This is a genomic window from Cupriavidus sp. FW305-3-2-15-C-LB2, assembly GCF_058787575.1.
This window is the reverse complement of record NZ_JBYSZW010000002.1, coordinates 298,207-324,400: the sequence shown is the minus strand read 5'-3', so window position 1 is coordinate 324,400 and position 26,194 is coordinate 298,207. Positions and strand designations below refer to the sequence as shown.

General features: G+C 67.5%; 23 protein-coding genes. 17 read left to right on the top strand and 6 right to left on the bottom strand.

The annotated features are described in order from the left end of the window. The first annotated feature begins 46 nt into the window (after positions 1-46). The 3 genes from AC3WRR_RS03360 to AC3WRR_RS03350 all read left to right on the top strand — a co-directional run bounded on the left by AC3WRR_RS03360 (position 47) and on the right by AC3WRR_RS03350 (position 3,600). Complete coding sequence (locus AC3WRR_RS03360; RefSeq protein WP_492296239.1) at positions 47-1,372, top strand: MFS transporter; 1,326 nt, start codon at positions 47-49, stop codon at positions 1,370-1,372. A 1-nt stretch (position 1,373) separates the two neighbouring features. Further along, positions 1,374-2,612, top strand: coding sequence for a metal-dependent hydrolase family protein (locus AC3WRR_RS03355; RefSeq protein ID WP_492296237.1), 1,239 nt, complete (start codon positions 1,374-1,376; stop codon positions 2,610-2,612). 82 nt (positions 2,613-2,694) lie between these two features. Next, the gene (locus tag AC3WRR_RS03350) at positions 2,695-3,600 is read left to right on the top strand and encodes a LysR substrate-binding domain-containing protein (RefSeq protein WP_010814493.1); all 906 of its coding nucleotides are present in this window, start codon (positions 2,695-2,697) and stop codon (positions 3,598-3,600) included. Positions 3,601-3,604: 4 nt separating this feature from the next. Here AC3WRR_RS03350 and AC3WRR_RS03345 read toward each other — a convergent pair whose 3' ends face one another. Continuing rightward, on the bottom strand, positions 3,605-4,576 hold the full coding sequence (locus tag AC3WRR_RS03345; RefSeq protein ID WP_454750057.1) for a Bug family tripartite tricarboxylate transporter substrate binding protein: 972 nt from the start codon (positions 4,574-4,576) through the stop codon (positions 3,605-3,607). A gap of 377 nt (positions 4,577-4,953) precedes the next feature. Continuing rightward, on the bottom strand, positions 4,954-5,664 hold the full coding sequence (locus AC3WRR_RS03340; RefSeq protein ID WP_011617280.1) for an SDR family oxidoreductase: 711 nt from the start codon (positions 5,662-5,664) through the stop codon (positions 4,954-4,956). A gap of 132 nt (positions 5,665-5,796) precedes the next feature. Between AC3WRR_RS03340 and AC3WRR_RS03335 the strand changes: the two genes are divergently transcribed. The 10 genes from AC3WRR_RS03335 to AC3WRR_RS03290 all read left to right on the top strand — a co-directional run bounded on the left by AC3WRR_RS03335 (position 5,797) and on the right by AC3WRR_RS03290 (position 16,493). Continuing rightward, entirely contained in the window at positions 5,797-6,267 is a 471-nt protein-coding gene (locus tag AC3WRR_RS03335; protein ID WP_492296262.1) for an SUF system Fe-S cluster assembly regulator, read from the top strand. Positions 6,268-6,298: 31 nt separating this feature from the next. Continuing rightward, positions 6,299-7,747, top strand: a complete 1,449-nt coding sequence (gene sufB, locus AC3WRR_RS03330; RefSeq protein WP_492296234.1) for a Fe-S cluster assembly protein SufB — start codon at positions 6,299-6,301, stop codon at positions 7,745-7,747. Positions 7,748-7,759: 12 nt separating this feature from the next. Beyond that, the gene (gene sufC / locus AC3WRR_RS03325) at positions 7,760-8,506 is read left to right on the top strand and encodes a Fe-S cluster assembly ATPase SufC (RefSeq protein WP_010814498.1); all 747 of its coding nucleotides are present in this window, start codon (positions 7,760-7,762) and stop codon (positions 8,504-8,506) included. Beyond that, complete coding sequence (gene sufD / locus AC3WRR_RS03320; RefSeq protein ID WP_010814499.1) at positions 8,503-9,834, top strand: Fe-S cluster assembly protein SufD; 1,332 nt, start codon at positions 8,503-8,505, stop codon at positions 9,832-9,834. Before sufC ends, sufD begins: the two co-directional genes overlap by 4 nt. Next, positions 9,831-11,099, top strand: a complete 1,269-nt coding sequence (locus tag AC3WRR_RS03315) for a SufS family cysteine desulfurase (protein ID WP_492296232.1) — start codon at positions 9,831-9,833, stop codon at positions 11,097-11,099. Before sufD ends, AC3WRR_RS03315 begins: the two co-directional genes overlap by 4 nt. Then, positions 11,099-11,545 (top strand): Fe-S cluster assembly sulfur transfer protein SufU, encoded by a 447-nt coding sequence (gene sufU, locus AC3WRR_RS03310; protein ID WP_492296230.1) that lies wholly within the window; start codon positions 11,099-11,101, stop codon positions 11,543-11,545. Before AC3WRR_RS03315 ends, sufU begins: the two co-directional genes overlap by 1 nt. Before the next feature lie 6 nt (positions 11,546-11,551). Then, positions 11,552-11,920, top strand: coding sequence for an SUF system Fe-S cluster assembly protein (locus AC3WRR_RS03305; protein WP_010814502.1), 369 nt, complete (start codon positions 11,552-11,554; stop codon positions 11,918-11,920). A 1-nt stretch (position 11,921) separates the two neighbouring features. After that, positions 11,922-12,242 (top strand): Rieske (2Fe-2S) protein, encoded by a 321-nt coding sequence (locus AC3WRR_RS03300; RefSeq protein WP_010814503.1) that lies wholly within the window; start codon positions 11,922-11,924, stop codon positions 12,240-12,242. A 142-nt stretch (positions 12,243-12,384) separates the two neighbouring features. Continuing rightward, positions 12,385-15,852: an adenylate/guanylate cyclase domain-containing protein gene (locus AC3WRR_RS03295; RefSeq protein WP_492296228.1), complete on the top strand. Its 3,468-nt coding sequence runs from the start codon at positions 12,385-12,387 to the stop codon at positions 15,850-15,852. Continuing rightward, entirely contained in the window at positions 15,849-16,493 is a 645-nt protein-coding gene (locus tag AC3WRR_RS03290) for an HD domain-containing protein (protein WP_454750256.1), read from the top strand. The genes AC3WRR_RS03295 and AC3WRR_RS03290 overlap by 4 nt, the downstream gene beginning before the upstream one ends. On the opposite strand, the gene AC3WRR_RS03285 is transcribed toward AC3WRR_RS03290, so the two are convergent. Then, positions 16,474-17,505 (bottom strand): patatin-like phospholipase family protein, encoded by a 1,032-nt coding sequence (locus AC3WRR_RS03285; RefSeq protein WP_010814506.1) that lies wholly within the window; start codon positions 17,503-17,505, stop codon positions 16,474-16,476. The two genes, AC3WRR_RS03290 and AC3WRR_RS03285, sit on opposite strands and share 20 nt — an antisense overlap. A gap of 223 nt (positions 17,506-17,728) precedes the next feature. Between AC3WRR_RS03285 and AC3WRR_RS03280 the strand changes: the two genes are divergently transcribed. Next, on the top strand, positions 17,729-19,264 hold the full coding sequence (locus tag AC3WRR_RS03280) for a sensor domain-containing diguanylate cyclase (RefSeq protein ID WP_492296226.1): 1,536 nt from the start codon (positions 17,729-17,731) through the stop codon (positions 19,262-19,264). A 16-nt stretch (positions 19,265-19,280) separates the two neighbouring features. Here the strand turns inward: AC3WRR_RS03280 and AC3WRR_RS03275 are convergent, their stop codons facing one another. Together AC3WRR_RS03275 and AC3WRR_RS03270 are read right to left on the bottom strand one after the other, a co-directional pair. After that, entirely contained in the window at positions 19,281-21,419 is a 2,139-nt protein-coding gene (locus tag AC3WRR_RS03275; protein ID WP_010814508.1) for a xanthine dehydrogenase family protein molybdopterin-binding subunit, read from the bottom strand. Further along, a complete protein-coding gene (locus AC3WRR_RS03270; RefSeq protein WP_010814509.1) occupies positions 21,416-21,901 on the bottom strand; it encodes a (2Fe-2S)-binding protein in 486 nt (161 codons plus the stop codon). The genes AC3WRR_RS03275 and AC3WRR_RS03270 overlap by 4 nt, the downstream gene beginning before the upstream one ends. A 144-nt stretch (positions 21,902-22,045) precedes the next feature. Between AC3WRR_RS03270 and AC3WRR_RS03265 the strand changes: the two genes are divergently transcribed. Further along, on the top strand, positions 22,046-22,912 hold the full coding sequence (locus tag AC3WRR_RS03265) for a LysR substrate-binding domain-containing protein (RefSeq protein WP_246840200.1): 867 nt from the start codon (positions 22,046-22,048) through the stop codon (positions 22,910-22,912). Between the two features lie 17 nt (positions 22,913-22,929). Here AC3WRR_RS03265 and AC3WRR_RS03260 read toward each other — a convergent pair whose 3' ends face one another. Next, positions 22,930-23,481 (bottom strand): MarR family winged helix-turn-helix transcriptional regulator, encoded by a 552-nt coding sequence (locus AC3WRR_RS03260; protein ID WP_010814511.1) that lies wholly within the window; start codon positions 23,479-23,481, stop codon positions 22,930-22,932. Between the two features lie 95 nt (positions 23,482-23,576). On the opposite strand from AC3WRR_RS03260, the gene AC3WRR_RS03255 reads away from it, so the two are divergent. Both AC3WRR_RS03255 and AC3WRR_RS03250 read left to right on the top strand, forming a co-directional pair. Continuing rightward, positions 23,577-24,554 (top strand): Bug family tripartite tricarboxylate transporter substrate binding protein, encoded by a 978-nt coding sequence (locus tag AC3WRR_RS03255; RefSeq protein ID WP_010814512.1) that lies wholly within the window; start codon positions 23,577-23,579, stop codon positions 24,552-24,554. A gap of 17 nt (positions 24,555-24,571) precedes the next feature. Further along, positions 24,572-26,140 (top strand): sulfatase-like hydrolase/transferase, encoded by a 1,569-nt coding sequence (locus AC3WRR_RS03250; RefSeq protein ID WP_010814513.1) that lies wholly within the window; start codon positions 24,572-24,574, stop codon positions 26,138-26,140. Positions 26,141-26,194: the final 54 nt, after the last annotated feature.

The following is a 26,194-nucleotide window of genomic DNA, read 5'->3' as shown; positions in this document are numbered from 1 at the left end:
ACACCGGCCCTTGCCCCCGGCAGCTGTCACAGAGGAGGAAACACCCATGCAAAACAGCGCTGCGCCAACGAGCGCGCCCTACACACCGGCTGCGCCAGCGGCGCCCGCCATCCAGCCCAGCCAGCGCCGCCGCGCCATCATCGCGACGGTGATCGGCAATGGCCTGGAATGGTTCGATTTCACCGTCTACAGCTTCTTCGCGGTCATCATCGCGAAGCTGTTCTTTCCCACCGGCGACGACCTCAGCTCGCTGCTGCTGGCCGTGGCCACCTTCGGCGTGGGCTTCTTCATGCGCCCGGTGGGCGGCATCGTGCTGGGCATCTACGCCGACCGCGTGGGCCGCAAGGCGGCACTGTCGCTGACCATCCTGCTGATGGCGCTCGGCACCACGCTGATCGGCATTGCGCCCACATACGACCAGATCGGCCTCTTCGCCCCGCTGCTGATCGTGGTGGCGCGCCTGATGCAGGGCTTCTCCGCCGGCGGCGAGATGGGCGGCGCCACCGCCTTCCTGACCGAGTACGCCCCGGCGCGCCAGCGTGCCTACTACTCCAGCTGGATCCAGGCCAGCATCGGCGTGGCCGTGCTGCTGGGCGCGGCGGTGGGCACCTTCGTCACCAGTTCGCTGAGCACCGAGGCACTCAACAGCTGGGGCTGGCGCCTGCCGTTCCTGCTGGGCATCGTGATCGGCCCGGTGGGCTACTACATCCGCCACCACCTCGATGAAACCCCGACCTTCCGCGACAACGCCGAGCGCGCCGATTCACCGCTCAAGGAAATCGTGCAGGCCTACCCGCGCGAGACCCTGGCCAGCTTCTCGATGGTGATCCTGTGGACGGTGTGCACCTATGTGCTGCTGTTCTACATGCCGACCTACGCGGTCAAGGTGCTGAAGGTGCCGCAGGCCGATGGCTTTATCGCCGGCATGGCGGGCGGCAGTGCCATCATGGTGTTCGCGCCGCTGGTGGGCCTGCTGGCCGACCGCATCGGCCGGCGCGTGCTGCTGAGCGGCTCGGCGCTGCTGATCCTGGTGCTGGCGTGGCCGATGTTCGCGTATATCAACCATGCGCCCGGCCTGGCTTCGCTGCTGGTATTCCAGCTGGTGTTCGGCGTGCTGATCGCCACCTATACCGGCCCGATCCTGGCGGCGTTCTCCGAACTGTTCCCGGCGCGCGTGCTGTCGACCGGCCTGTCGGTGGCCTACAACTTCGCGGTGACGATCTTCGGTGGCTTTGCCTCCTTCATCATCACCTGGCTGATCGCCACCACCGGCAGCAGCATGGCCCCGGCCATCTACGTGATGATCGCCGCCACCATCAGCCTGGTCGGCACCCGCTTCGTGCGCGAACCTTCCTACCTGCAACAACGCTGACATGTCCCAGAGTCCCCAGATCCTTTTCCACGGCGGCGATGTGCTCGAACCCGCCACGGGCGAGCTCCTGCGCGGCCACGATGTCCTGGTTGAAGGCGAGCGCATTGCCGCGGTCGGCCCGGCCATCGATGCCCCCAACGCACAGCGCATCGACGCGCGCGGCAAGACCGTGATGCCCGGCCTGATCGACTGCCACGTGCATGTGCTGGCCTCGCTGGCCAACCTCGGCCTGAACGCGGTGCAGCCCAACGTGCTGGTGGCGATCCGCGCGCTGCCGATCATGCAGCGCATGCTGGAGCGCGGCTTCACCACCGTGCGCGATGCCGGCGGCGCCGACTGGGGCCTGTCGCAGGCGGTTGCCACCGGGCTGGTGCCGGGGCCGCGCATCTTTGCGTCGGGCAAGGCACTGTCGCAGACCGGCGGCCATGGTGATTTCCGTCCGCGCTCGGATGTGCTGGAGCCCTGTTCGTGTGCCTTCCGCGCCGGTGCCATCGCGCGCGTGGTGGATGGCGTCGATGCCGTGCGCCTAGCCGTGCGCGAAGAAATCCAGAAGGGCGCCAGCCAGATCAAGATCATGGCCTCGGGCGGCGTGGCCTCGCCTACCGACCCGATCGGCAACACCCAGTACAGCGAAGACGAGATCCGCGCGATTGTTGCCGAAGCCGAAGCCGCACAGACCTATGTGATGGCCCACGCCTACACCGGCCGCGCCATCACGCGCGCGGTGCGCTGTGGCGTGCGCACCATCGAGCACGGCAACCTGGTCGACCGCGACAGCGCCGACGAGATGCGCAGGCACGGCGCCTTCGTGGTGCCGACGCTGGTCACCTACGACGCGCTTGCGCGCGACGGCGCCCGCCTGGGCCTGCCGGCCGACTCCGTGGCCAAGATCGAGACCGTGCGCCAGGCCGGGCGCGACTCGCTGCGCATCTATGCCGATGCCGGCGTGCCGATGGGCTATGGCTCGGACCTGCTGGGCGAGATGCACGACCACCAGGCCGAAGAGTTCCGCATCCGCGCCGATCTGCTCGGCAATCTGGAAGCGATCCGCTCGGCCACCTCGATCGCGGCCGCCATCCTGCAGCGCGAAGGCAAGCTTGGCACCGTGCGCGCCGGCGCGCTGGCCGACCTGCTGCTGGTCGACGGCAATCCGCTGGCCGATATCGGCCTGATCGCCGGCCAGGGCGAGCGCCTGAGCGTGGTGATGCAGGCCGGCCGCATCCACCGCCGCGCCGGCTGATCCGGGCGGCGCGCCCCTCCCGCTGGCCTCCATCTGGATGCGCCGGCGGTCTATCATGGCGGCTTCTCTGACCGGAAACCCCATGCGCATTTCCCCGCTCCCGCCCCTGCCCAACCTGGTCGCGTTTGAAGCCGCGATGCGCCACGGCAGCTTCACCCGCGCCGCGGCCGAACTGCACCTGACCCAAAGCGCGATCAGCCGCCAGGTGGCCCAGCTGGAAGACTTTCTCGGGCGCAAGCTCTTTATCCGCGAACCGCGCGCGCTGCGCCTGACCGTCAGTGGCCAGCGCTATGCCGAGGTGGTGCAGCGCCTGCTGGTGGGCTGCGCCGAAGCGACCGAAGACGTGATGAAGGTGCGCAGCCATACCGCCCTGACGGTGGCGTGCTCCAGCGGCGTGGCGGTGCTGTGGCTGACGCCGCGGCTGGCCTCGTTCCGCGAGGCGCACCCCGAGATCCAGCTGCGCCTGACCGTCAACGACAGCCTGGCGTCACTGTCGCCGGCGGAGTTCGATATCGGCATGTACTATCTGCGCGAGGGCCCGCCGCCGGGACTGGCAGCACGACGGCTGTATGGCGAGGAAGTGTTCCCGGTGTGCGCGCCGGGCTACCTGAACGGCCGCACGCTGGCCCCGGCCGCGCTGGCCAATGAAACGCTGCTGATGCTCGACGACGGCCAGCGCCAGTGGATGTCCTGGCAGACCTGGCTGGCCAACCAGGGCCTGCCCGACGCCACGCTGCGCAACGTGCTCACCTCCAACCAGTACCCGATCCTGCTGCAGCTGGCCATGGAAGGCCATGGCATCGTACTGGGCTGGCGCCATATGATCGACGCCTGCCTGCGCGAAGGCCTGCTGGTGCGCGCCAGCGAGGCCAGCGCCAGCCTGGGCGGCGGCTACTACGCGGTGTGGCCGCGCGACCGGATGGAACCGGCCGCGGCGCGCGCGTTCCGCAGCTGGCTGGTGCGGCAGGCGACGCCTGCACCAGCCTGATCGCTCAGGAACCCGCCTTGTAGTTCGTATCCTTGACGATCTTCGCCCACCTTGCCGCATCCTCGGCAATGGTCGCGGCAAACTGCTCCGGTGTGCCACCCACCACCTCATAGTCGATCGCTGCCAGGCGCTGCTTGATCTCGGGCTGCGCCAGGATGCGGTTCACCTCCTGGTTCAGCCGCGTGACGATTTCCTTGGGCGTGCCAGCCGGTGCCAGCAGCCCCGCCCAGGAATTGAAGGCCATGCCGTCATAGCCGGCCTCATGCATGGTCGGCACGTCCGGCAGCGCGGGCGAGCGCTTGGACGCGAACACCGCCAGCGGACGCAGCTTGCCGGCCTTGATCATCGCCATGCCGTTGAACGGGTCGATGGTCATGTCGACCTCGCCTGCCACCACTGCCTGCATCTGCGGCCCGGTGCCGCGGTAAGACACGCTGACGACGTCCGGCGTGCCCGCCGCGGACTTGAAGGTGGCGCCGATCAGCTCGATCATGCTGCTGCCGGCCGACAGGCTCAGCGGCTTGGTCTTGGACTTGGCCAGCGCCACGAACTCCTGCACGGTCTTGGCCGGCACCGACGGATGGACCACCATCACGAAGCCGATATTGCTGATCTGCGAGATCGGCGCAAAGCTCTTCAGCGGCTCATAGCCCGCCTTGTACAGCACCGGGCTGAGAGTCTGCGCGCCGGCGCTGTTCAGCAGCAGGGTGTAGCCGTCCGGCGCCGCGCGCGCCACGATGTCCGTGCCGATGATGCCGTTGGCGCCGGGACGGTTTTCCACCACCACCGACTGCTTGAGCGCTTCGCCCAGCTTCTGCGAAATCAGCCGCGCCACCACGTCGGTGGCCCCGCCTGGCGCAAACGGCACCACCATGCGGATCGGCTTGCTGGGATAGGTGTCACTCCAGGCCAACGCGGGCATCGTGCCCAGCATGGCGGCGCACAGCATCAGGCGGCGGCGCAAGTTCGGTTTCATCGGGTTGTCTCCTGGACGGCGGTTGTCGGAAGCCGGCACCGGCATGGCCAGCCATGGCTGCACCTGCATTTATTCATAATTGTGAATTTTATTTTACCCACATAAATTATCCCGTCAACCGAGGGTATGTGCGGACAGGCGGCCGACCGTGACGCTGACGGTACCGACCCCGCCGGAAGTGCAGGCGAAGGACGCGGCCAACACGGCCTGCACCTGAGCCGCTGGGTTCAATCATGCAAGAAGGGACGCCAAGGCGTCCCTTTTTCCTACTGCTTCCGAACCTCCGATTGGGGCGGAAGATGGTCACATACCGGCCCTTGCGAGCAGGGAAATCGGCCGCTATCCGGATGCTCGAAGGCGCGTCACAGCATTGATCGCTACCACGGAATCGGCTGGCGATCGCGGAAGAAGCCGCCGGTGGGACCATCGTCGGGCAGCGTTGCCAGCCAGATCACAGTGTCGATGCACTGCTCCGGCGAGCGCGGCGCATCGGGGCCGCCCAGATCGGTGCGACACCAGCCCGGGCACACGGAGTTGACCTTGGCGCCGTGATCGGCCATCTCGGCGGCCAGGATGCGCGTGACGGCATTCAGCGCCGTTTTCGAGATCCGGTAAGCCGGCACGCCGCGGCCCATCTCCGCCAATTGCCCCATGCCCGAAGCCAGGTTGACCACCCGGGCGGCGCGGCTGGCGCGCAGCAGCGGTGCCAGCGCCTGGGTGGTCCGCAGCACGCCGAACAGATTGGTTTCCAGGGTGCGGCGCAGGGTCTCGAGCGGCAGTTCGAGCAGGCTGGTGTGATAGTGGTCGAGCGAAACACCAGCGTTGTTGATCAGCACGTCCACGCGTCCGAAGCGTTCGCTCAGCCAGTTGGCCAGTGCGGCCGCCGAGCCTTCTTCCGTGACGTCAAGGCGGTGGCATGCGATCGGATGCCCCGCGAGCCGGAGCTCTGCCTCAAGCCCAGCGAGGTCCGCCGGCGTGCGCGCCGTGGCGACGACCAGATGGCCTTCAACAGTGGCCAGACGGCGCGTGGCTGCACGGCCCAGGCCGCGGCTCGCGCCGGTGATGACGGTAATGGGTTGGTTGGCCATGCCTGAGGTCCTCCTCGCTGGCGCAGATAAGCCATCTATACACCGTCGGTTATGACTTTTGTTAGGCGGATTTCCGTGCCGGAACAAATCAGGACCGAATTGGTTCTAATTTAAGAAACACTGGTGGCGACGATGCTCAGACTTAGCAAGCTGACTGACTATGGCACGGTGATCATGACGCACCTGGCGCGCAACCCGGGCCGGATCTACAGTGCGGCCGAGGTCGCCGCCGCGATCGGTGTGGCGGTTCCGACGGCAAGCAAGATTCTGAAGATGCTGGCAAGGCACCACTTGCTGGAGTCTCTGCGCGGTGCCAATGGCGGCTACCTGCTGGCGCGACCGCCGGAACAGATTTCGATCGCACAGGTGATTGACGCCATGGAAGGCCCGGCCGGCATGACCGAGTGCAGTGTCGCTGCCGGCCTGTGCGCGCAGGAAGGCCTGTGCGCCATCCGCGCCAACTGGCAATCGATCAATCGAGTCATCTTTAGCGCACTGAATGGCGTGACGCTGGCGGATATGGCGCAACCGGTATTGCACCCGGTGGATATCGGCGCCTTGCGCGCCCGACGCGCAAACGGGCCGCAAGCTGACATTTTGTGATTCAGGTGACAGTGGCAAGCGAAGGCAAACCATGGCAACCCCGGCACGCAAGCTCGATGAACTGATCAGCCACGGCTATAAGCATGGCTTCTACACCGCCGTTGAGACGGACACGGTGCCGTGCGGGCTGGATGAGGACGTGATCCGCATGATCTCGGCCATCAAGGGCGAGCCGGAGTTCATGCTGGAGTGGCGTCTCAAGGCCTTCCGCCACTGGCTCACGATGTCCGAGCCGCACTGGGCGACGGTGACGCACCCGCCCATCGACTACCAGGCAATCGCCTACTATGCCGCGCCGCGCTCCCAGAAGGCCGGACCGAAGACGCTGGCCGAGGTCGATCCGGAGTTGCTGCGCACCTACGAAAAGCTGGGCGTGCCGCTGCACGAGCGCGAGCTGCTGGCCGGCGTGGCCGTGGACGCGGTATTCGACAGCGTCTCGGTGGCCACCACCTTCAAGCAGAAACTGGGCGAACTCGGCATCATCTTCTGCTCGTTTTCCGAGGCGGTGCGGGAGCATCCGGCGCTGGTGCAACAGTATCTCGGCTCGGTCGTGCCCTATACCGACAACTTCTTCGCCTCGCTCAACTCCGCCGTGTTCAGCGACGGCTCGTTCTGCTATATCCCGCCCGGGGTACGCTGCCCGATGGAGCTGTCGACCTACTTCCGCATCAATGCCAGCAACACCGGCCAGTTCGAGCGCACCCTGATCATCGCCGACCAGGGCGCTTACGTCAGCTACCTGGAAGGCTGCACCGCGCCGATGCGCGACGAGAACCAGCTGCATGCCGCGGTGGTGGAGCTGATCGCGCTGGAAGACGCACAGATCAAGTACGCGACCGTGCAGAACTGGTATCCGGGCGACAAGGACGGCAAGGGCGGCATCTACAACTTCGTCACCAAGCGCGGTGACTGCCGCGGCGCGCGCTCGAAGATCTCGTGGACCCAGGTGGAGACCGGCTCCGCCATCACCTGGAAGTATCCGAGCGTGATCCTGCAGGGCGACGACTCGGTCGGCGAGTTCTATTCAGTCGCGCTGACCAACCACTACCAGCAGGCCGACACCGGGACCAAGATGACGCACCTCGGCAGGAACACCAGGAGCACCATCCTTTCCAAGGGCATCTCGGCCGGCCACGGCCAGAATGCTTATCGCGGGCTGGTGAAGATTGCCAGGAGCGCGGTCGGCGCACGCAACTACTCGCAGTGCGATTCGCTGCTGCTGGGCGACAAATGCGCCGCCCATACCTTCCCTTATATCGAGGTGAAGAACGCCACCGGCCAGGTCGAGCACGAGGCCTCCACCTCGCGCATCGGCGAGGACCAGTTGTTCTACTGCCAGAGCCGCGGCGTCAGCGCGGAGGATGCAGTCTCGATGATCGTGAACGGCTTTTGCAAGGAAGTATTCAAGGAGCTGCCGATGGAATTCGCGGTGGAAGCCCAGAAGCTGCTGGGCGTGAGCCTGGAAGGCAGTATCGGATGAAAGAAGCCAGCCATGCTTGAGATTCGCAAGCTGCACGTCAGCGTAGACGACAAGCCCATCCTGCACGGCATCGACCTCAGCGTGAAGGCCGGCGAGGTGCACGCCATCATGGGCCCGAACGGTTCGGGCAAGAGCACCCTGGCCCATGTACTGGCCGGGCGCGACCGCTTTACCGTGACAGAGGGCGAAGTCCTCTATGACGGCACCAGCCTGCTTGGCATGCCGCCGGAAGAGCGCGCCCGCGCAGGCATCTTCCTCGCCTTCCAGTATCCGGTGGAAATCCCCGGCGTCTCCAATATCTACCTGCTCAAGGCGGGGCTCAACGCGATCCGCAAGCACCGCGGCGAGCCGGAGCTGGACGCCATGGATTTCCTCGCCCTGGTCAAGGACAAACTCCAGCTCATGGAGATGGACCAGGACCTGCTTTACCGATCGGTGAACGAGGGTTTCTCCGGCGGGGAGAAGAAGCGCAACGAGATCCTGCAGATGGCAGTGCTGGAGCCGCGGCTCGCCATTCTCGACGAGACCGACTCCGGGCTCGACATCGATGCACTCAAGATCGTCGCCAGGGGCATCGAGGCCATGCGCAGCCCGCAACGCGCGATTGTGCTGGTCACGCACTACCAGCGCCTGCTCGACTACATCGTGCCGGACCAGGTCCACGTGCTTGCGCAAGGCCGCATCGCCAGGTCCGGCGGGCCGGAGCTGGCGCGCGAACTGGAGCGGCACGGCTATGCCGCGATGGAGTCTTCGACATGAGCGCAAGCGGACTGGAGCACTATCTCGCCGAGTTCGCCCGCGTCGAGGCCGCACTGCCCGGCCGCCGTCTGGGCTGGCTTGCGCACGCGCGGCGGCAGGCGCTGGATCATTTCGCCCAGGCCGGGTTCCCCACGCTGCGCCACGAGGACTGGAAATACACCAGCGTGGCCGCACTCGAGCGAAGCCGCTTTGCCGTGGCACTGCCGCAGGCCGGCGACAGCCTGGACCCCGCGGTGGCAGCCCAGATCGAGGCGCTTGCCCTGGCCGGCGCGCAGCTGATGGTGTTCGTCAATGGCACGCACCAGCCGCAATGGTCGCGCATCGGCACCCTGCCTGCGGGCATCGAGCTGGCCAGCCTCGCCGCGACGCTGGAGCGCGCGCCGGACTGCCTGGAAGCGCTGCTGTTGTGTCGCACAAGCGACTACCCGTCCGGCTTCGCCGCCTTGAACATGGCGTTCATGACCGACGGTGCCTATATCCGCGTGGCGGCCGGCACCGTCCCGGAACAACCGATCCACTTGCTGTTCCTTGCCACCGCTGCCGAACTGGCAACCCATGCGCGCAACCTCGTGGTGGCGCAAGCCGGCAGCCAGGTCTGCATCGTGGAGCACCACGCCGGCCTGGATGGCCTGGCCTATTGCACCAATACCATCACTGACATCGTTGCCGAGCGTGATGCGCAGGTCGAACATCACAAGCTGCAGCAGGAGAGCCTCAAGGCCTTCCATATCGCCGGCGTGAACCTGGACCAGCGGCAGGGTAGCCGCTGCGCCTCCAGTTCCTTTGCCCTGGGCGGCGCCCTGGCGCGGGTCGACATCAATGTCGGGCTGAATGCCGAGCATACCGAGTGTTCGCTGGACGGGCTGTATATGACCGCCGGGCGGCAGCATGTCGACCACCACACCCGCGTCGACCACGCCAGCCCGCACAGCAAGAGCCGCGAGTTGTACAAGGGCGTACTGGCGGGCGCCTCGCGCGCCGTCTTCAACGGCAAGGTGGTGGTGCATGCCGATGCCCAGCACAGCGATGCGCACCAGTCCAACCGCAATCTGCTGCTGTCCGACCAGGCCGAGGTCGACACCAAGCCGCAACTGGAGATCTATGCCGACGACGTCAAATGCGGCCACGGCGCCACCGTCGGCCAGCTCGACGCCGAGCAGATCTACTACCTGCGCTCGCGCGGGATGGACGATGCCGCGGCGCGTGCGCTGCTGACCTTTGCCTTCGCCGAAGAGGTCGTCAGGCGGCTCGGCCCGGCCCCATTGCGCACGCGGCTGGAAACGCTCTTGCGCGGCAAGCTGCCGGAGCCTGTGAAGGAGCTGCCATGAACACGGCTGCGCATGAACGGATGGCCGTGGAGCACGCGGTGCCGGCCGCCAGCCTGGAGGTGGAGCGGTTGCGGAAGGATTTCCCGATCCTGCGCCAGACCATCAACGGCAGGCCGCTGGTCTATCTGGACAACGCCGCCACCACCCAGAAGCCGCAAAGCGTGATCGATTGCGAAGCGCATTACTACGCCGCGCTCAACGCCAATATCCACCGCGGCGTGCATACCCTGAGCCAGCGCGCCACCGATGCCTACGAGGCCGCGCGCGACGCAGTGCGAGACCTGATCAACGCCGCCGGGCGCGAGGAAATCGTGTTCGTGCGCGGCACCACCGAGGCCATCAACCTGGTGGCGGCAAGCTTCGGCCAGCGCCTGCGCCCGGGCGACGAGGTCCTGATCAGCGCGATGGAGCACCACTCCAATATCGTGCCGTGGCAACTGGCGTGCCAGCGCACCGGCGCCTTGCTGCAGGTGGCGCCGATCAACGATGCCGGCGAGCTGATGCTGGAGGAGTTCGCGCGATTGCTCGGCCCGCGCACAAGACTGGTCGCGCTGACGCACCTCTCCAACGCGCTTGGCACCGTCAACCCGGTGCGGCACATCATCGAGCTGGCGCATGACCATGGCATCCCGGTGCTGATCGATGGCGCCCAGGCCGTGCCGCACCTAAAGGTCGACGTGCAGGCCCTCGATTGCGATTTCTACGCGTTCTCCGGGCACAAGCTTTACGGGCCCACCGGCGTCGGCGTGCTCTACGGCAAGGCCGCGCTGCTCGATGCCATGCCGCCTTACCAGGGCGGCGGGGACATGATTCGCGAGGTCACGTTCCGCAAGACCACATACAACGAGCTGCCCTACAAGTTCGAGGCGGGCACCCCCAATATCGCCGGCGTCATCGCCCTTGGCGCCGCCATCGGGTACGTGCGCGCGCTCGGCCTGGAAGCCATCGCCGCCCACGAGCACGCGCTGCTCGCCTACGCCAGCGCGCAGGCAGCGAGGATCGCCGGCCTGCGCATGATCGGCACGGCTGCCGACAGGGCGAGCATCCTCTCGTTCACGCTGGACGGCATCCATCCCCACGATGTCGGCACCATCCTCGATCAGCACGGCGTGGCGGTCCGTGCCGGCCACCATTGCGCCATGCCGGTGATGGAGCGCTTCGGCGTGCCCGCCACGGTGCGCGCTTCCTTCGCGCTGTACAACACGCGTGAAGAGGTGGATGCACTGTTTGCTGCCGTGCGCGCGGCACAGGAGGTATTCGCCTGATGTCTGACCTGCGCAACCTCTACCAGGAAGTGGTTGTCGACCACAGCCGCTCGCCGCGCAATTTCGGGCGGCTGGCGGCAGCGAACCGCAGCGCCGAGGGCTTCAACCCGCTGTGCGGCGACCGGCTGACGCTGTACCTGAGAATCCGCGACGCGGTGATCGAAGACGCCAGCTTCGAGGGCTCGGGCTGCGCCATCTCCACTGCCTCTGCGTCGCTGATGACGGAAGCGCTCAAAGGCAAGACCGAGGCGCAGGCGCGGGCCTTGTTCTGCGGCTTCCACGCGCTGGTCACCGAAAAGCCGGGGCAGTCCGAAGTGCCGATGGGAAAGCTGGAAGTCCTGGCCGGCGTGCGCGAGTTCCCGGCGCGCGTGAAGTGCGCCACCCTGGCCTGGCATACCATGCAAGCCGCTTTGGAGAACAGTGCCAGGCCGGTCTCAACGGAGTAGAACCCCATGAGCATGATCGATTGGCTGCACAAGGCCAGGGAACACGAAGACAGGTTCGAGGCTGAGCCGGACAGCCTCGAGGGGCGGGTGATAGCGGCCTTGCGCACGGTGTACGACCCCGAGATCCCGGTCAATATCTACGACCTTGGCCTGATCTACCAGCTATCGGTGGACGAAGCCAGCGGCAAGGTCGGGATCCGCATGACGCTGACCGCGCCGGGCTGCCCGGTGGCGCAGACCTTCCCCGGCGTGGTGGAGAGCGCGGTGATGGAAGCCAGCGGGGTGGACGCGGTCGAGGTAGAACTGGTGTGGGACCCGCCCTGGTCGAGAGAACGGATGAGCGAGGCGGCACGCCTGGAACTGGGGCTGCTCTGAGATGAGCGAGTGGATCGATGTCGCCCGAGCCGAGGACTTCGCGCCCGGCACTTGCCGCAGCGTCGATATCGATGGCGTCCAGGTCGCGGTATTCAATGTGGATGGCAATTACTACGCCATCGAGGACCTCTGCTCGCATGAGGCCGAGCCGCTCTGCGGCGGCGACGTGGAAGGCCAGGAAGTCGTCTGCCCGCGCCACGGCTCGCACTTTTCCCTGCTGACGGGCGAGGCGCTGTCCCCGCCCGCCTACGAGCCGGTGGCGACGTTCCCGGTCCGGGTGGCGGACGGCAAGGTGCAGGTCAGGGACGAGCGCGGGGAATAAGCGTACAACCCCGATCAGTCACTTGGCCGGGGGCGGGTCTGGACGCACTGTCGCCAGGCTGCGCCGCCTTGCCATCCCCGCCGATCCCATCTCTAATAGTCTTGAGTACCGTCCAGGCAACCAACGACGGCCAGGAGGCGAAATGCGCTGCACCAGTTGCGGTTTCGCGAACCTCGCGGGAGCCAACTTCTGTGAGGCGTGCGGAGCAAAGCTTGGCCGAGCCTGCCCGCAGTGTGGTGAGGAAGCCACTGCAGCCGCGAAGTTCTGCCGCGCTTGCGGCTTTGCGCTGACCGACGCCCCGGTCAGCACCGCTGCCACGCCAGCGCCGCCCGCGGCCACGGCCCCGGTCCTCTACACCCCGCCCCACCTTGCCGGGCGCATCCTGGCCGAACAGGCGGCAATGGAGGCCAGGGGCGAGACCGCCGGCGAGCGCAAGACCATCACCGCGCTGTTTGCCGACATGGCCGGCTCGACCGCGCTGACGCAGGACCTCGACCCCGAAGACGCGCGCCGGCTGATCGACCCCGTGGTGACGCTGATGATGGAAGCCGTCCACCACTATGAGGGCTATGTGGCCAAGTTCCTCGGCGACGGCATCCTGGCGCTGTTCGGCGCTCCGATTGCCCACGAGGACCATGCCTTGCGCGCGCTCTACGCGGCGCTGCGCATGCAGGACGCGATGCATCGCCACAGCGACCGCGTGCGGCTGGAGCAAGGCATCCCGCTGCAGATCCGGATCGGCGTCCATACCGGCGAAGTCGTGGTGCGCTCGATCCGCAAGGATGACCTGCACACCGACTACGATCCGGTCGGGCACACCATCCATATCGCTTCGCGCATGGAGGGGATTGCCACGCCGGCGTCGATCCTTGTCAGCGAATCGACCCACAAGCTCACCGAAGGCTATTTCGAGTTCACGGCGCTGGGGACCACCCATGTCAAGGGCGTGCGGGATCCGCTCGCGGTATATGAAGTCGTCGGCCTGGGAGCCTTGCGCACGCGCCTGCAGGTGGCCGCGCACCGCGGCCTCGCCAGGTTTGTCGGGCGCCAGGATGAGCTGGCGCACTTGCACGCGGCGCTGGGGCAGGCCAAGGCTGGACACGGGCGCATTGTTGCGGTGGTCGGCGAAGCGGGGGTCGGCAAGTCCCGGCTGTTCCATGAGTTCAAGGTCAGATCGCAGCAGGGCTGCCTGGCGCTGGAGACCTTCTCGGTCTCGCACGGCAAGGCGTTTGCCTACCTGCCGCTGATCGAGATGCTGAAGAGCTATTTCCAGATCACGGCGCAGGACGGCGACCGCAGCTGCCGCGAAAAGGTGACCGGCAGGCTGCTGACCCTGGACCGTTCGCTGGAAGAACACCTGCCCTACCTGCTCTACCTGCTCGGCACCATCGAGCCCGACTCGCCGTTGCCGACCATGGACCCGACCATCCGGCGCCAGCGCACCTTCGAGGCGATTGCGCGGCTGCTGGTCCGGGAAAGCCTCAACCAGCCGCTGGAAGTCATTTTCGAAGACCTGCAATGGCTGGACGGTGAGACCGAGGCCTTCCTCAATATGCTGATCGACCATGTGCCCGGCGCGCGCATCCTGCTGCTGGTGAACTACCGGCCGGAGTACAGCCATCGCTGGAATGCGGACGGGCATTATTCGCAGCTGCAGCTGCAGCCGCTGGGGCAGGCGGAGGCGCAGGAACTGCTGACCGCGCTGCTCGGGGACGACCGCAGCCTGGTGCCGCTGAAGCGGCTGATCCTCGACAAGACCGAAGGCAACCCCTTCTTCATGGAGGAAGTGGTCCAGACCCTGGCCGAGGAAGGCGCGCTGCTCGGCCAGCCCGGCTGCTACCGCATCGAGACCGCGCCGGCCCTGCTCCATATCCCCACCACCGTGCAAGGCGTGCTGGCCGCCCGTATCGACCGGCTGCCGCTGGCCCAGAAGGAGCTGTTGCAGACCCTGGCCGTGATTGGCAAGGAGTTCCCGCTGAGCCTGGTCCTGCGCGTGACCGGCTTGCCGGAAGACCACCTGCATCCGCTGCTGTCCGACCTGCAGGCTGCGGATTTCATCTACGAACGGCCGGCATTCCCTGAGGTCGAGTACGCCTTCAAGCACGCGCTGACCCAGGAGGTGGCCGGCAGCTCGCTGCTCACCGAGCGGCGCAGCGCCTTGCATGAAAGCTCCGCCCAGGCCATCGAGGCGCTCTTCCATGGCCGGCTCAAGGACTACTGCAGCGAACTGGCGCACCACTACAGCAACAGCGGCAACATCCCGAAGGCGGTCGAGTACCTGCACTGCGCCGGCCAGCAAGCCCTGCTGCGCTCGGCGCAGGCCGAAGCGATCCGGCACCTGAGCACGGCCATCGACCTGCTCAAGCGGCAACCCGACAGTGCCGAACGCGCGCGCCAGGAACTGACGCTGCTGCTTGCGCTCGGGCCGGCCCTGATTGCGGCCCGGGGCCAGGCATCGCCCGAAGTCGAGGGCAATTACCGGCGGGCGCTGGCCTTGTGCGAGCAAGGCCAGCAAACGCCCTACCTGTTCTCGGCACAACTGGGGTTGTGGGCGTTCTATCAGCTTCGTGCGCAATACGAGGTCTCGCTGCCTTTGGGCAAGCGGCTGCTTGCGCTGGCCATGAAGTCGCAGAAGCCCAAGCAGCTGGCGGAGGGTCATCGCGCGATCGGCGCCACGCTGTTCCGCCTTGGCATGCTGGACGCCGCGCGCAAGCATGTTGAGGCGGTGCTCGCGGTGCCGCATCCTGAGCAACCGGCGTACGACTTCCTCACGGGCTACGGGCGCGACCCGGCCGTCCACGCCACCAGCACGCTGGGCTGGATCCTGTGGTACCAGGGCTTGGCGGACCAGGCACTGGCGCGCTGCCAGGAGGCGCTGGCCATGGCCCGTGCCCGCCCGGATGCGTACAACCTTGCCCTGTGCCTGGTCTTTGCCGCGGAACAGCATCAATGCCGGCACGAAGTCCGGCTGACACAGGAGTACGCCGAAGCCGCCATCGCCATCTCGGGCGAACAGGGTTTTCCAATCTACCTGGCGTGGGGCACCGTCCTGCAGGGCTGGGCGATGGCGGCGCTGGGCAGTCACCAGGAAGGCGTTGCGCTGATGCGCCAGGGCGTGGCCGCCTATGAGGCCACCGGCGGCAGACTGGGCATGCCGAACCTGCTGGCCCTGGTTGCCGAGGCCTGCGGCAAGGCAGGCCAGACCACCGCCGCGCTGGACGTGCTCACGCAGGCACAAGCGCTGGTGGAAGAGACCGGAGAACGGCTGGATGAGGCAACCGTGTACCGGCTGCGCGCCGAGATGCTGCTGCAGCTGTCGGCAGAGCGCCCTGCGCCGCCGGCCGCGCAGGAGGAAGCCGAAGCCTGCTTGCACCGGGCCATCACGGTCGCCCACGAACAAGGTGCAAAGCCGCTGGAGCTGCAGGCCACCCTGAGCCTGGCCCGGCTGTGGCGGCAACAAGGCAAGGTCGACGCGGCGCGTCAAGTGCTGGCGCGGGTCCACGGCAGCTTCAGCGAGGGCACCGACACCGCGGACTGGCAGGAGGCCCAGGCGCTGCTTGCAGCGCTGGCGGCCGACCAGGCCAATACCCCGGAGCGCCCCCACGCATGACCTCGACGCCAGGCCTCCCCCTGCAAGACCGCTTCGTCGCGCTGTGGACACGTGCGGGCGGCACGCACGCGGCCGACGCCTATGCCGATCTCGCTCGTTGCTACGGTGAGCCGACGCGGCACTACCACACCCTCGACCATGTCCGTCGCTGCCTGCAAGACCTGGACTGGGCGCGCAGCGCGATACCGGATACCGACGAGGTGGAACTGGCGCTCTGGTGCCACGACGTCATCTACGTGCCCGGCGCCACGGACAACGAGCAACGCAGCGCCGCATGGTTGCGCCATTGGTCGGGCGGCAGCATCGCCGCCGCCGCGCGCGTGGCCGCCCTTATCCTGGAAACCACCCACGCCGAAGTGCCGGCAAGCCTGGCCGGCCGCTTCACCGCCGACATCGACCTGGCGGCGCTAGGCTGCAGCCGCGCGCGCTTCCAGGAAAATGGCGCCAACCTGCGGGCCGAACGCACCGACCTGGACGACGCCGCCTATGACGCCGCCGAGCGCGCCTTCCTGAGTGCGCTGCTGGCCAGCCCGCGCATCTACACCACCGACCTGTTCCAGGCGCGCTACGAGGCGCAGGCACGCGCCAACCTGACGTGGCGGCTGGCGCAGGCGGCCTGGCCTACAGGAACTCCCCGCTGATATCGATGCTGGAGCGCCGGCCCACGCTGTCGTAGTGCTGCTCCAGCCACCGGCTCGCTTCTGCGCGGCCCTTGTCGCGCAGCGAGCACAGGAAATTCCAGTCGGCGTTGTACTTGGTGGAAACCCCCAGCGCGGCCATGGTCTGGTCCGAGCGGATCGAATGGATCCACACCTCCTTCATCTCCGTGCCGTCGAGCTTGCCCTGCTGGATCAGCGACGTGACGAAGGCAATGGCGCGCATCTCGCGCATCAGCGACGAGTTGAAGCTGACCTCATTGACGCGATTCAGAATATCCGCGGCCGTGGTCGGCACGCCGTGGCGCACGATCGGGTTGATATGGACGATCACCACATCGTGGGTCTGGCAGTGATAGATCAGCGGGAAAATCGCCGGGTTGCCGACATAGCCGCCATCCCAGTAGTGCTGGCCGTCGATGCTGACCGCCTGGAACAGCGTGGGCACGCAGGCCGAGGCCAGCACGGCGTCGATGCTGAGTTCCTCGGGCGGGAAGATGCGTATCCGGCTGGTCTCGATATTGGTCGCACACAGGTAGAGCCGGATCGGGCAATGCTCGCGCAGTGCCGCAAAGTCGACCTGGCTGCCGAGCACGTCGCGCAGCGGATTGAGGTTGTTGGGGTTGAACTGGTACGGCGACAGCAGGCGCAGCGCGATGTCGGCCATCGCATACATCGGCGAATGGTTCAGGCCCAGCGTATGGCTGCTCTTGAACCAAGGCAGCCACCGGAACGGGTTGTAGCGCTGCGCCGAGTGCGCGATCGCCTCCCAGAAATCATGCAAGGCCAGGCGCGCGCCGTCACTGCCGCCCTGCAGCAGCCCGTAGGCCAGCACGGTGGCGTTCATGGCCCCGGCGCTGGTGGCGCTGACACCTTCGATCGCCAGCCTGCCGTCCTCCAGCAGCCGGTCGAGCACGCCCCAGGTAAAGGCGCCATGCATGCCGCCGCCCTGCAGGGCGAGCGCCACAGGCTTGGGTTGTGCAGGCTCTGGCTGCATGCGGTCTTCCCTTCAGCGGCGGCAACCCGCCATGCTCAAGTGTAGGGAAGAACTGTGCGTGCAGCGTAGTGCCGGACGCGCGCAGTGGCACACAGCACGTGTGCCCTGGCCAGGCAGGACCAGGGCCGCAAGCTCCGGGACGATGCGCTGGCGCATAACGCAACTGAGCCAGGCTGCGGCCAGGTACTACAATGGCCGCATAAAAGCAGAACAGCTTTCCTTCGTGCGTCAAATACCTCACTTTCCGGCCCGCAAAGCCATTTCCCGCCCGGCCTCCCTGATCGTTGCCGCCAGCCTTGTCCTGGTCTGCATGATCGCGGCCCTTGGTGCGCTCGCCCTGGTGCAGATGCGCAGGGATGCACTGGACAATGCCAGCGAGGCCTCGGCCAACCTGGCGCTGACGCTGGAACGCAGCATCACGCGCAACCTGCAGATCCATGAGCTGGCAATCGGGGGCATAGTGGAAGCCATGCACGATCCCGCACTGCTGGCGCAACCGCCGGCGCTGCGCCAGCGGCTGCTGTTCGACCGCTTGATCAACGCCGAAGACATGGGCTCGCTGCTGGTCACCGACGCCAACGGCACGCTGGTGTTCGACTCGCACCAGTGGCCGCCGCGCCCGGTCAACGTTTCTGACCGCGACTACTTCCAGGTCCACCGCAGCGGCGATCACAGCGGCCTGTTCCTGAGCCGGCCGTTCCAGCCGCGCCTGGCGCCGGAGAACAAGTCCATCGGCATCAGCCGGCGGCTTTCCGCACCGGACGGCAGCTTTGCCGGCACCGTGGTCGGCACCTTGCGCCTGAACTACTTCCGCAAGCTGTTCGATGGCGTAAGCCTTGGCGCGGGCGGCACCCTGACGCTGCTGCGCACGGACGGCACCATCATCATGCGGCGGCCCTATGAAGCCGAATCGATCGGGCGCGACATCTCCGGCAGCCCGTCATTTGCACCGCTGCTGCAAGGCACGCAAGGCACGTTTATCGGCGTCGCGGCAGTCGACGGGGTGCAGCGGCTCTACAGCTTCAGGCGCACTCCGGGCTTTCCGCTGCTGGTCGTGGTGGGACGCGCCACCCACGACGTGCTGGCACCCTGGCACAAGCGCGCCTGGGTGTTCGGGGCGATGATCATCGCGCTGGACGCTGCCATCATCGCGCTCTCGGTATTGCTGTCGCGCCAATGGCGGCGCCGTGCCGAGATGGAAGAGCACCTGCGCTGGATGGTCAACACCGATGGACTGACCGGCCTTGGCAGCCGCCGTGCGCTGGACGATGCCGCCGACGTGGAATGGCGGCGCGCGCGCCGCCACAGCCAGCCTTTGTCGCTGCTGATGCTGGACGTCGACCACTTCAAGGAATTCAATGACCGCTACGGCCACCAGGCCGGTGACGATGCGCTGGCAGCGGTGGGCGCCTGCATCCAGCGCCAGGTGCGGCGGCCGGGCGACTATGCGGGGCGCTATGGCGGCGAAGAGTTTGCCATCCTGCTGCCGCACACCAACGCTGCCGGCGCGGCCGCCATGGCGGAGGCCATCCGCGCTGCCGTCCAGGCCTTGCAGATTCCGAATGCTGCCGGTGCCGACGGGCACTTGACGGTCAGCATCGGTGCGGTGACCGATGCCAACGGCCCCGGCAACGAAAAGGATTTCGCCGAGCTGCGCGCCTTTCTCCGTGCCGGCGACGAAGCGCTCTACCTGGCCAAGCGCTCCGGGCGCAATTGCGTCGCAACCTTCGGCGCCACGGCAGCGGCGATGGCGTCCTGAGGGCCCGGCGCCGCGGCTACGCCAGTTCGAACCCATGCCGCGCCAGCGGCAGTGAACGGATGCGCTCGCCCGTGGCAGCAAACAGCGCATTGGCCAGCGCCGGCGCCAGCGTCGGCACCGCCGATTCCCCCACGCCGCCGATGCGCTCGCCGCTCTGCACCAGCACAGCCTCGAAGCGCGGCGTCTGGGCCAGGCGCAGCAGTGGGTAGTCGTGGAAATTGGATTGCTGCACGCGCCCGTCGCCAATCGTGATGACGCCGGACAGCGCCGCGCTCAGGCCCCAGATGCTGGCGCCCTCAAGCTGGCGCTCGACCGTGGCGGGGTTGATCACGGTGCCGCAGTCGATAGCATTGACGATGCGGTGCAGCGTGATGCGCTTGTCCCGCACCGACAGCTCCACTACCGTCGCGCACAGCGAGCCCCATGCCTGCGACAGCGCCACGCCCTGGAAGCGCCCCGCCGGTGCGCCGCCCCAGCCGGCCTGCTGCGCCAGCCGGCGCAGCAAATCCGCCTGGCGCGGGCGCTCGGCCAGCAGGCGCAGCCGGAACTGCAGCGGATCAGTCCTGGCATGGTGGGCCAGCTCGTCGACGAAGCTCTCGGCAAAGAACGTGTTCTGGGTATAGCCCACGCCGCGCCAGAAACCGACCGGCACGGCGGTATTGACCATCGCATGGCGCACGGCGATATTGGGCAGCGCGTAAGGCAGGTCCACCACGCCTTCGACCGACTTGGGATCGACGCCGCCCTTGACCCGGTCCGGGAAATTGCGGATGTAGATCGATGAACACGCCAGCCGCGCATCCAGCGCGCGGATGCCTGCCGCGCCGGGTGCCAGCACGGCGCTGAAGCGCGCCGCCGCCGCGGGGCGGTAGAAGTCGTGCTGGATATCTTCCTCGCGCGACCAGATCAGCTTGACCGGCTGTCCTGCCGCTTTCGATGCCAGCGCCGCCTGCAAAAAGACGTCGAACTCCTCGCGCCGGCCGAAGCCGCCGCCGACAAAGGTCGAATGCACAACGATGCGTTCGGCCGGCAGGCCGAGCACAGGCGCCAGCCGATGCGCGATCTCGCCGCAGACCTGGGTCGGCCCCCAGATCTCGGCACGGTCGGCGCGAACGTCGGCCGTGGCATTCATCGGCTCCATGGTCGCGTGCGCGAGGTACGGGACCTCGTATTCGGCGGTATAGGCCTGGCCGGCCTGCATGTGCGCATCGGGGTCGCCATTGCGCAACGCCAGCGCCGAAGCGCTCCGCGCGGCTTCCCGGTAGCCGGCCATCAAGGCAGCATCGCCGACGGGTTCGCCTTGCGGCAGTTTCCAGTCCGGCCTGAGCGCGGCCAGGCCCTTGCGCGCGGTCCAGTAGCTGTCGGCCAGCACCACCACGGCGTCGTCCAACGGCACCACGCGCCGCACGCCGCGCACGGCCAGCGCCGGCCGGGCCTCGACACGGTGCAGCTTGCCGCCGAATGCCGGGCAGGCCATCACCGAGCCCACCAGCATGCGCGGCACCTTGACATCGACGCCGAACACCGCAGCACCGCGCGTCTTCAGCGGAATGTCGAGCCGGTCAGTCGGGCGGCCCAGCAGCTTCCAGTCGCGCGGATCCTTCAGCGCCACGCTGGCCGGGCGCGGCAAGGCGGCAGCCCGCGCTGCCAGCGCACCGTAGCCAAGCGTCCGGCCGCTGGCCTCATGACGCACCACGCCCTGTACGGCACGGCACTCCGCGACCGGCACTTTCCAGCCCTGCGCCGCGGCTTCGCGCAGCATCTCGCGCGCCGTAGCGCCGATGCGCCGCAGCGGCTCGAACGACCAGCGCGCGGAGGTGCTGCTGGCGGTCGCCTGTACCTTGAACATGCGGTTGTTGTAGACCGGATCGGTGGGCGCCAGCTCCGCGCGCACCTGCTTCCAGTCGCACTCCAGCTCTTCGGCAATCAGCATCGGCGCCGATGTCATCACGCCCTGCCCCAGCTCGGCGGAAGGCACCATGATGGTCACGCTGCCATCGGCATCGATGCGCAGCCACGCGTTGATATCGTCGGGATCGCGCGCGGGCGCATCCGCGGCCTTTGCCAGCGGCAGGTGGAAGCCCAGCACGAACGCTGCCGGCACGGCGCTGGCAGCCTGCAGGAAGCGGCGGCGACTGGTGTGGCATTCGCTCACGATTGCGCCCTCCCGTCGGTATCGGCCATGTTCTGTCCCCTGGCGGCGCGCAGGATGGCGCGCTCCACGCGCGGGTAGGTGCCGCAGCGGCACAGGTTGGTGATGCCGGCGCGAATGTCTTCAGGCGCGGGCTCCGGGTTCTCCTTCAGCAAGGCGCAGGCGGCCATGATCATGCCGGACTGGCAGTAGCCGCACTGCGGCACCTGCTCGACAATCCACGCACGCTGCACCGGATGCGAATTGTCGGCCGACAATCCCTCAATGGTCGTAATGTCGGCACGTGCCACGCTGCCCACGGGCGTGATGCAGGCGCGCACGGCCTTGCCGTCGACATGCACGGTGCAGGCCCCGCACAGGCCGGCACCACAGCCGAACTTGGTCCCGGTATAGCCCAGGTAGTCGCGCAATACCCACAGCAGGGGCATGTCGCGGTCGGCATCGACGGCATGGCGCTTGCCGTTGATCTTCAGCTGCAGTTTCATTGGGGGTCTCCTCGTCGCGCACCGGCTTCGCAGTGGCCGGTTCGGTGCGGCCCAGTATCGGCCGCGCGGCATGGCAGGACAATCGACTTGTTTTGCCATGACCTGTGAGGCAAGATCACAGCCATGATCCGCAGGCTCCCCTCGATGCAAGTCCTCCAGGCCTTTGCCGCCACCGCGCGCACGGGCAACATGACGCGCGCCGCCGATGCGCTGTGCGTGACGCACGGCGCCATCAGCCGCCATATCCGTGCGCTGGAGGCACAGCTGGGCTGCACCCTGTTCCTGCGCGCCGGCCGGCAACTGGAACTGACCGCCACCGGGCGCGAGCTTGCCGATGAACTGGAAAATGCCTTGCGCGCGGTCGAACTGTCGCTGGCCGGTGCCACCGAGCGCCGCGCGCGTGAACGCCAGTCGCTGAGCGTCAATGTCAGCCCCGAGCTGGCCGGCGCCTGGCTGGTACCCAAGCTGCCGCGGTTGCGCGAAGCCCTGCCCGGCCTGGACCTGTCTATCGCAGCCAGCACCGACGACCCGGACTTCGCCCGCTCCGACCTCGACGTCAGCCTGCGCTACGGTCCCGCGCCCTTCACCGGCTACCAGTGCGTGAAGCTGCTGGACGACGACATCATCGCGGTATGCAGCCCCGACTTCGCGCAGCGGCACGCGGGCATGACGGCCGCAGACGCCGCGCACCTGCCGCGGCTGCGGCACGCGCGCTTTCGCTGGGCGCAATGGGGCGCGGCGGCGGGGGTGGTGCTGGACGAGCCGGAAGACGGCATCGTCTTCGACTGCCGCGCACTGCTGATCGAAGCCGCCGCCAGCGGCCTGGGGCTGGCGCTGACGCGCGCCTTGCTGGCACGGGAGGCTATCGCCGCGGGCAGGCTGGTGCAGCCGTTGGCCGCCAGCTTTCCCGCGAGCCACAACTGCTACATCGTCTGGCGTGGGGACAATCCCAAGCAGGCGCTGATCCGGCGCTTCGCGCTGTGGCTGCGCGACGCTGCGGTGCAGGCGTGACCGGCACCGCCCAGCCGCTAGCCCTTCCCTCCCCGCCACACCTGCAGCAGATCCCACGCCGGCGCTTCCCCTTCCGGCTGTGGCAACGCTTGCGCCTCGACCAGCATCGCGCCGGCCTGCGCCTGCAGCTTGTCCAGGCAGCGCGACAGCACGCGCGCCTCTTCCGCCGTCAGGCAGGCAGCCAGCCGCGTATTGAAGTCCCGCGCCTGTGCGAACGCTGCACGGTAGACGGCTTCGCCTTGCTCGGTCAGCGTGAAGGCTGCTGCGCGCCGGTCCTGGGTACGCGTTTCGCGGCGGACCAGACCGCGTTCCACCAGGGCGTGGACGGCGCGGCTGGCCAGCACCTTGTCCAGGCCGGCGCTTTCGGCCAGTTCGGTCAGCCGGGTGCCTGGCTGCTCGCCAAGGAAGGAGATCATGCGCCATTCGCGCCGCGTGACGCCCGCCCTGGCGCGCAGGTGCAGCGCCGTGGCGCCCAGCGCGACGCGGTTCAGGTGGTAGATCCGGTAGTTGATGAAATCCGCCAGCCGCTGCGGCCGCTGCAGGCGGTTGCCGCTGTTGTCGTGTGCCATGCCACACCTGCCAATTAGTTGACTTTGTCAATTATATCGACGGGTGTTAGCTTGCATCGACGCCGCTCGCCGGCGGACAACAAACTGGAGACATCGTGAGCCCTCGCACCTTCCTTCCCCGCTTCGCCGCGTGCCTGCTGGCGGTTGCCGCTGCATGGTCCGCGCCCGCCAGCGCGCAGTCGGACCGTCCGCTGCGCATCCTGGTGGGCTACCCGGCCGGCGGCACCGCCGACCTCGCCGCACGCCTGGTCGGCGACAAGCTGCGCGAGACCCTGAACCAGACCGTGGTCATCGAGAACAAGCCCGGCGCCGGCGGGCGGCTGGTGATGGACTACGCGCGCACGCAGCCGGCCGACGGAAATACCCTGGTGGTGGCCAACTCGGCGGTCATGACCATTGCGCCGCTGGTCTACCGCAAGCTCAACTACGATATCCAGCGCGATTTCACGCCCGTGGCGCAGGCCGCCAACTTCCAGCTGGCGCTCGCCACCGGGCCGGCCAGCCCGGCGCGCACGCTGAAGGACTATGTGGCATGGCTCAAGGCCGGTGCGCAGAACAACTCCTACGCCTCGCCGGCGCTGGGCAGCATCCCGCATTTCTTCGGGCTGATGATCGGCAAGCAGGTTGGCATCGACATGCTGCACGTCCCCTTCAACGGCTCTGCGCCGCTGATGAGCGCGCTGGTCGGCGGGCAGGTGCCGGCTTCGGTCGACACCCTTGCCGACCTGACCGAAATGCACCGCGCCGGCAAGATCCGCGTGCTGGCGACTTCCGGCACCCACCGCTCGGTGGCGCTGCCCGATGTGCCGACCTTCACCGAGCTTGGCTACAAGGGCATCGAAGGTGAAGGCCGCTACGGCCTGCTGGCACCCGCGGGCACGCCGCGCCCGGTGCTCGACAAGCTCAACGCCGCCATCGTCAGGGCCGTGCAGTCGCCGGACGTGCGCGACAAGTTCCTCAAGCTGGGGCTGGAACCCGCAACCGGCCCGGCCGACGCCTTTGCCGGCGTGCTCAAGGCCGACGCCGGCAAGTGGGCACCGGTGGTCAAGGCGTCCGGCTATACCGGCGACTGAAACCCGGCAAACCGACCATGACGATCCGCAATACCCTCTTCATCATGTGCGACCAGCTGCGGCGCGACCACCTGGGCTGCTACGGGCATCCGGCGCTGCGCACGCGCAATATCGATGCGCTGGCCGCGCGCGGCGTGCGCTTCGACCGCGCCTTCGTCACCTCCGGGGTCTGCGGCCCCAGCCGCATGAGCTTCTATACCGGCCGCCATGTCAGCAGCCACGGCGCCACCTGGAACCGCGTGCCGCTGTCGGTCGGCGAAGTCACGCTGGGCGAATACCTGAAGCACAGCGGCCGCGCGCTGGCGCTGGCGGGCAAGACCCATGTGATGCCCGACAACGCCAACCTGAAGCGGCTGCACCTGGACGGCGGCACTGAGCTGGAAACGCTGCTGCGCAGCGGCCACTTCACCGAAGTCGACCGCCATGACGGCCACCACGCCGAGCCGCACAGCGCCTACGCCGACTGGCTGCGCCAGCAAGGCTACGACAGCGCGGATCCGTGGACCGACTACGTGATCAGCGCCGAGAACGAACGCGGCGAGATAGTCTCCGGCTGGCACATGCGCAACGCCGGCCTGCCCGCGCGCGTGGCCGAGCCGCATTCCGAGACCGCGTACACGGTGGACCAGGCGATGCGGTACATCGCCACGCGCGGCGACGATCCGTGGGTGCTGCATCTGTCGCTGGTCAAGCCGCACTGGCCCTACCTGGCGCCCGCGCCCTACCACGCCGCGTATTCGCTCGATGACTGCATGCCGCTGCAGCGCCACGACGCCGAGCTGGAAGACCCGCACCCGGTGCTGTCGGCCTACCGCACGCAGGAAGAATGCGCCAACTTCATGCGCCAGGAAGTCTCGGACACGGTGCGCCCCGCCTACCAGGGCCTGATCCAGCAGATCGACGACCGGCTCGGCCAGCTCTGGGAACAGCTCGAACGCCTGGGCCGCTGGCAGGACACTCTGATCGTCTTCACCGCCGACCACGGCGATTTCCTGGGCGACCACTGGCTGGGCGAGAAGGAGCAGTTCTACGACACTGTGCAGAACATCCCGCTGATCGTCTACGACCCCTCGCCGGCAGCGGATGCCACGCGCGGCAGCGCGCAGGCCAGCATGGTCAGCGCGGTCGACGTGGTGCCGACGGTGCTGGACGCACTGGGCCTGCCGCCGGCCGACCACCGCGTCGAGGGCCGCTCGTTGCTGGGCCTGACGCGCGCGGGCGAGCGTGCCTATGCCGGCAGCTGGCGCGATTTCGTCGTATCCGAGCTGGACTATGCCTATCGCGGCGCTCGCGTGGCGCTGGGCCGCCATCCCGGCGAGTGCCGCGCCTGGATGGTGCGTGACGCGCGCTGGAAATATGTGCACTGGCAAGGGTTCCGGCCACAGCTGTTCGACCTCCAGAACGATCCGCAGGAGTATTTCGACCTGGGCAGCGACCCCGGCCACGAAGCCGTGCGCAGCGCCATGCGGTTGCGGTTGCTGGAGTGGTTCTGCACGCTCAAGCCGCGCGTGACGGTAACCAACGAAGAGGTGGCGGCCAAGACCAATGTGTACAAGCAGGCCGGCGTGTTCTTTGGCGTGTGGTGACTACGCCCGGCGTCATCTGCGGTCCGGTGACGTCCCCCTGCCCGGATGGCGTAT